This is a genomic window from Hoeflea sp., assembly GCF_984452065.1.
In genome coordinates this window covers 1-4,554 of record NZ_CFHWAF010000218.1, presented here as the reverse complement: position 1 = coordinate 4,554, position 4,554 = coordinate 1, and the positions used below count along the sequence as shown (strand labels likewise).

At 65.8% G+C, this 4,554-nt stretch carries 7 protein-coding genes; 3 read left to right on the top strand and 4 right to left on the bottom strand.

Annotated elements, in window-relative coordinates; all coding sequences use genetic code 11:
* From AC5E6N_RS23440 to AC5E6N_RS23430, 3 genes are all read left to right on the top strand, one after another.
* Window positions 1-318, top strand: a 318-nt coding sequence (locus AC5E6N_RS23440; protein ID WP_491750068.1) for a glutathione S-transferase family protein, incomplete at its 5' end; no start/stop codon positions are given.
* Between the two features lie 129 nt (window positions 319-447).
* Complete coding sequence (locus AC5E6N_RS23435; protein WP_491750067.1) at window positions 448-948, top strand: P-loop NTPase family protein; 501 nt, start codon at window positions 448-450, stop codon at window positions 946-948.
* Between the two features lie 101 nt (window positions 949-1,049).
* The gene (locus AC5E6N_RS23430; protein ID WP_491750066.1) at window positions 1,050-1,730 is read left to right on the top strand and encodes a DUF2268 domain-containing putative Zn-dependent protease; all 681 of its coding nucleotides are present in this window, start codon (window positions 1,050-1,052) and stop codon (window positions 1,728-1,730) included.
* 16 nt (window positions 1,731-1,746) lie between these two features.
* Here AC5E6N_RS23430 and AC5E6N_RS23425 read toward each other — a convergent pair whose 3' ends face one another.
* The 4 genes from AC5E6N_RS23425 to AC5E6N_RS23410 form a co-directional block, all read right to left on the bottom strand.
* A complete protein-coding gene (locus tag AC5E6N_RS23425) occupies window positions 1,747-2,190 on the bottom strand; it encodes a DUF1284 domain-containing protein (protein ID WP_491750065.1) in 444 nt (147 codons plus the stop codon).
* A complete protein-coding gene (locus tag AC5E6N_RS23420; RefSeq protein ID WP_491750064.1) occupies window positions 2,187-2,774 on the bottom strand; it encodes a biotin transporter BioY in 588 nt (195 codons plus the stop codon). The genes AC5E6N_RS23425 and AC5E6N_RS23420 overlap by 4 nt, the downstream gene beginning before the upstream one ends.
* A 158-nt stretch (window positions 2,775-2,932) precedes the next feature.
* Window positions 2,933-3,574, bottom strand: coding sequence for a GntR family transcriptional regulator (locus AC5E6N_RS23415; protein ID WP_491750063.1), 642 nt, complete (start codon window positions 3,572-3,574; stop codon window positions 2,933-2,935).
* 94 nt (window positions 3,575-3,668) lie between these two features.
* A partial coding sequence (locus AC5E6N_RS23410; RefSeq protein ID WP_491750062.1) for a DMT family transporter occupies window positions 3,669-4,554 on the bottom strand: 886 nt, incomplete at its 5' end.

The window sequence follows — 4,554 nt, the reverse complement described above, 5'->3', positions numbered from 1 at the left end:
AAGCAGCTTGATGGCGGGCCATATTTCAATGGCGATCGGCTTGGTAATGTCGATATCGCCTGGCTGCCGTTGCTGCACCGCGCCGAGATCATTGAACGGCATTCCGGCTATGATTTTCTGGCTGGCTATCCGAAGATCAAGGCATGGCAAGACGCGTTGATGGAGACTGGGTTAGCGGACCGGTCGGTTTCAGAGGATTTCGACGACGCCTTTGCGGCGTTCTATCTCTCGGAGCGGACATTTCTCGGCCGCGGCGCGAATGTCGGTGAGGCAGCGGGAACGGAGAATATGCCGTCCGGGTGCGGTGCTTGCTGCTGAGACATTTGTCTGAGGCGTTGGAGCCGGCTGTGCAGGCTTGCGCGTCGGTTCAAGCACTATGGTTGTCGTGCGGTCCCGCGCTCCAGCGATGTCCTCACTCGCGTCCCATTGCGGGTGCTATCGTTCGGCATGACCTTCTCTCGCATCATGATCATCGGTGGACCGGGTTCAGGCAAGACGTGGCTGGCGCGGCGGCTTGGCGAAAGCCTGGATCTGCCGGTCCATTCGGTCGACGATGCGGTATGGGACCCGGACGGGGGCATGCGGCCGGCCGATGACATCGACAATCTGGTGCGCGATTTGGCTGCCCGGGACAGGTGGATCATCGAGGGCGGCAACAGCCGGACCTATGCCGACAGGGCGCGTCGGGCGCATGCCATCATTTGGCTGCTGCCGCCTCGATGGTTGCGTTTCTATCGCGTGCTGCGCCGTGACGGGCTGCGGCGTGAACGTCTTTGGTGGACGCTTCGGTACGACAGCGTGTTCGGCGCCAAGGATCGTGACGCCATGGCACTTGGGCAAGCCACGGCGAGATGCATCGAAATTCGTTCTGCCGGCGACTTGAACAAGCTGATCGGCGAGGGAATCGAGAATTTCCGATCCAACGGCCCAAACGAACGGTTCGGCTGAGCGATCCGCGTTTTTTGGCTTTTCCGAAGCACGCGTTGCTGATCGGCCAAGCCGCAGTCGTTCGGCTGGCGCCCCGAACGGGCGTGCGCCATAGTGATGTCATGTCGGAACAACCCAACAATGCCCCTTGGACCCTTCACTGGCTGAACGCGCGCGGCGCAGTCACTCCCTATATCGTGGCGGTGGAAGCCGCGGTGGCCGATGTGCGCCGACGCGCCGCACCGGTCGTTACCCTGCCGTCGCTCGATCTGGTCGTCTCGGCCGTGCCCGGGCGCGGCATCCGGGAGACCGGTCATGTCGGGCATTCCTTCTACCCCGGTGCGATCTTCCTCACGCTCGATCCGGACAATCCACGGCTCGCGGACAATCTTGGTGAATCGCTTGCGCGGATGATCGCTCACGAACTGAACCATGCGTTGCGCTGGGAGACGGTGGGCTATGGTGCGACGCTCGGTGAAGCGCTGGTCAGCGAAGGGCTGGCCGGGCAGTTCGTCGCCCAACTGTTTGCCTCGCCACCCGAACCCTGGGAACAGGCGCTCGAAGGGACGGAACTCGGCACGGTTATCAGGGCGTCGCAAGGCGAACTGGACGCGCCGCGCTACGATCACAACGCCTGGTTCTTCGGGGCCGGCCGTCACCCGCGCTGGGCCGGCTACAGGCTTGGCTATGCCCTCGTCGGCGAGTGGCTCGCCGCCAAACCCGACCGGACGGCGTCAGGCGCGATCAGTGTGCCGGCGTCGGAGATCCTGTCCGGGCTCGATATTCTGTCTGGTGGCGATTAGGCAACCTAGACGCCTGCTATGCGTTGGATCGCAAGCGGCTGCTTTGCAGGACGGCGCCGTCAAACCCCTGTGCTGCGATGGAGCCGCAAAGATCGACCCATTCGCAGCCGGTGCAGGCCGAGCGGATCTGGTGGGAGGCGAACGCCGCGCGCAGGCGGCCGATGACCTCATCGTCCAGCACCAGATGCGCGCCGGTTCGGACGTCAAGGCCAAGCAGGTCGCTCAGATCGCGTGCCGCCGCCCGGTCCCGCTCGACAACGCTGGGGCGGTGGCAGTGCGGGTCGGGGTTGCCCAGCAGCGGGGCGCAGATATCGTCCGGCCCCGCCACAAGTTCGATGTCCTCGCCCGCGCCAAGGCGCTGTGCGATCCGCGTCATGTTGGCGGTGAAGGCGGGGCTGTACCCCCGGCCAACATAGGTCAGCACGCACAGAAGATGATGCGGGCGCAGGCGTATTGTCATCCGTTGCTACGCTTGGTGCGGCGCGTCATCAGCGCGAGCGTGACCGCCCCGAGCGCGGCCTTCAGCACAGCGCCGGTCAGGAAAGGCACGATGCCGGCCATGACCGCCTGCTCGGCGCCGATGAGCACGGCGAGCCAGGCCGCGCCGAGGACGAGGCACAGCGCGTTGCTGATCAGCATGCCGGCAAAGGCGAGGAAGGGCCTGCGTCCGTTCCAGCCGCGCTCGGCCAGCCAGCCCATCGCCATGCCGGCAACGGGAAAGGCGAAGAGATAGCCGGCCGTCGGCCCGACAAAGTGATGGGCGCCCGCCGCGCCGCCCGCCAGCACCGGTAACCCAATCGCGCCCTGGATCAGCCAGGTGACGATGGTGATGCCGCCCAGCCGCCAGCCATAGAGCGCCCCCACCAGCGCGACGGCGAATGTCTGCATCGTCACCGGGACGGGCACCATCGGCACTTCGATGAACGAGGAGAGCGTCAGAAAGAGGCTGCCAAGGACGATCGCGCCGACTTTCCAGCTAACGGAGCGGTTTTGCAGATCGATCGGACTGAAGCCGGGTTTCAGCGTGGCGGCAGGGGCGGTCATGGGTGGGTTCCTTTTCAAATTATAGATAATTTTGCATTTCTATCGCTAAAGGAATCCACACTTTCAGGCCCGTTGCAAGAGCGCACGATCAAGGGACCGATTTGGACTGGTCTGGAAGGGGGCACCGCACCTTGCCGGCGCGGACGGGGCCGCGTCGATCAGCGCGCCTGCGCGCGCCGCTTCGGCGCGTGGTCGATCGACCGGACATGCCACGCAAGCAAGGTCGCCGCATCCTCCGCGTCGCCTGCGCGCAGCGCGGCAAGGATCGCCCGGTGATCGCGGTCGGTCGGCCTTTCCCATTCGGCGCGCCAGCCGGAGAACAGGAACCGGGCGCTGGCCGTGTGCAGATCGTCGATGGCGCGCAGCAGCCTCGGCATGCCGCAGGGCGCCAGGATCAGGCGGTGGAAACGGCGATTGGCCTCTTCCCAGGCATGGACATCCTGGGCGCGGTCGCTGGCGATGTTGGCCTGTTCGGCCGCGTCGAGAATGGCCCGGGTCAGGTGCGGCGCGGCGTTGCGCAGGGCAAGCGCTTCGAGCGCCGCACGCATTTCGGCGACCTCGCGCACCTCGTCCGGCGTGAAACCGGCGACGCGCACGCCCCGCCTTGGTTCGCTCTCGACCAGCCCCTGGGTTTCCAGGCGGCGAAACGCCTCGCGCACCGGCACATGGCTGGCGCCGAACTCCTCGGCGATATGGTCCTGACGCAGCCGCGCACCGGCCTCGATCCGGCCGGAGATGATGCGGGCGGCCAGTTCGCGGCTGATCTTGACAGCAAGGGGTTCGTCTTTCGCGATCGACATGAAATTATAGATAATCCGTATACCGGCGGCCGTCGAGGGCGACTGACGGTTCCAACCAATGGGTTGTGAACAGCAGGGTCAGGTCCGGGACAGGCTAAGGCTTCGGCGCTTTCTCACTCTGCGGCAGGGCGAGGATGCCGGCGCCGGCGATGACGACAATGCCGGCAAGGGTCAGCACGTCTGGCCGCTCGCCGAAGAACAGGACCGCCCAGATCAGGCTGAAGACCAGATAGCTGTAGTCGAGCGCGGCCACCATTGTCGGCGGACCGTTCTGATAGGCGATGGCCGCGCCGACGCTGCCGATCAGGGTTGCCATGGCCAGAGCGGCGGTGATGCCAATGAGCATCGCGTCCAAGGGCTGCCATGGCCCGAAGACGAAGGAGCCATCCCGGCCGGAGAACAGTCCCAGCATCACCCCGCCTATGATGAAGGCCACATTGAGCGTCAGCGCCAGCGCGAACGGATCGGCGTCGCGGCATCTGGCCCAGGTCAGCACCATCGCGCTGGCGTAGAGGAAGGCCGCAAGCAGCGGCAGCAAGGTAGCGATCTGGAAACCGGACGTGTCCGGCCGGAGCACGAGGATGACGCCGCCGAACCCGAGCGCGATCGCAAGCAGCACGCGCGGTGCTGGCGAGCGGCGGGCGACAAGCGCGGCGATGACGGTGATCAGGATCGGGGCGGTGTAACAGGTCGCCGCGGCCAGCGAGAGCGGCATGAGCGGCAGGGCCATGTAGTAGCTGAGCCACATGAGCACCAGCAATACGCTCCGCACCATGGCCCAGAGAAGCGAGCCGAACGCGATCGGGCCTCGTCGCCGCGCAAGCCACAAGAGGACCGGGAGAGCCAGGGCCGAGCGCAGCACGAACATCTGCCAGAGCGGGAGAGACAGGCCCGTCGCCTTGATGACCGCATCGCCCAGCGACAGGGCCAGGACGGCGGTGACGATGGCCAGCGCGGCCCGTCCGGTGCGATAGGTTGGC

What these genes read in the sequence shown, in the direction of transcription:
- AC5E6N_RS23420 (WP_491750064.1), bottom strand. Translation starts at nt 2,774, where the DNA reads ATGACCGCCCCTGCCGCCACGCTGAAACCCGGCTTCAGTCCGATCGAT.
- AC5E6N_RS23430 (WP_491750066.1), top strand. Translation starts at nt 1,050, where the DNA reads ATGTCGGAACAACCCAACAATGCCCCTTGGACCCTTCACTGGCTGAAC.
- AC5E6N_RS23415 (WP_491750063.1), bottom strand. Translation starts at nt 3,574, where the DNA reads ATGTCGATCGCGAAAGACGAACCCCTTGCTGTCAAGATCAGCCGCGAA.
- AC5E6N_RS23435 (WP_491750067.1), top strand. Translation starts at nt 448, where the DNA reads ATGACCTTCTCTCGCATCATGATCATCGGTGGACCGGGTTCAGGCAAG.
- AC5E6N_RS23425 (WP_491750065.1), bottom strand. Translation starts at nt 2,190, where the DNA reads ATGACAATACGCCTGCGCCCGCATCATCTTCTGTGCGTGCTGACCTAT.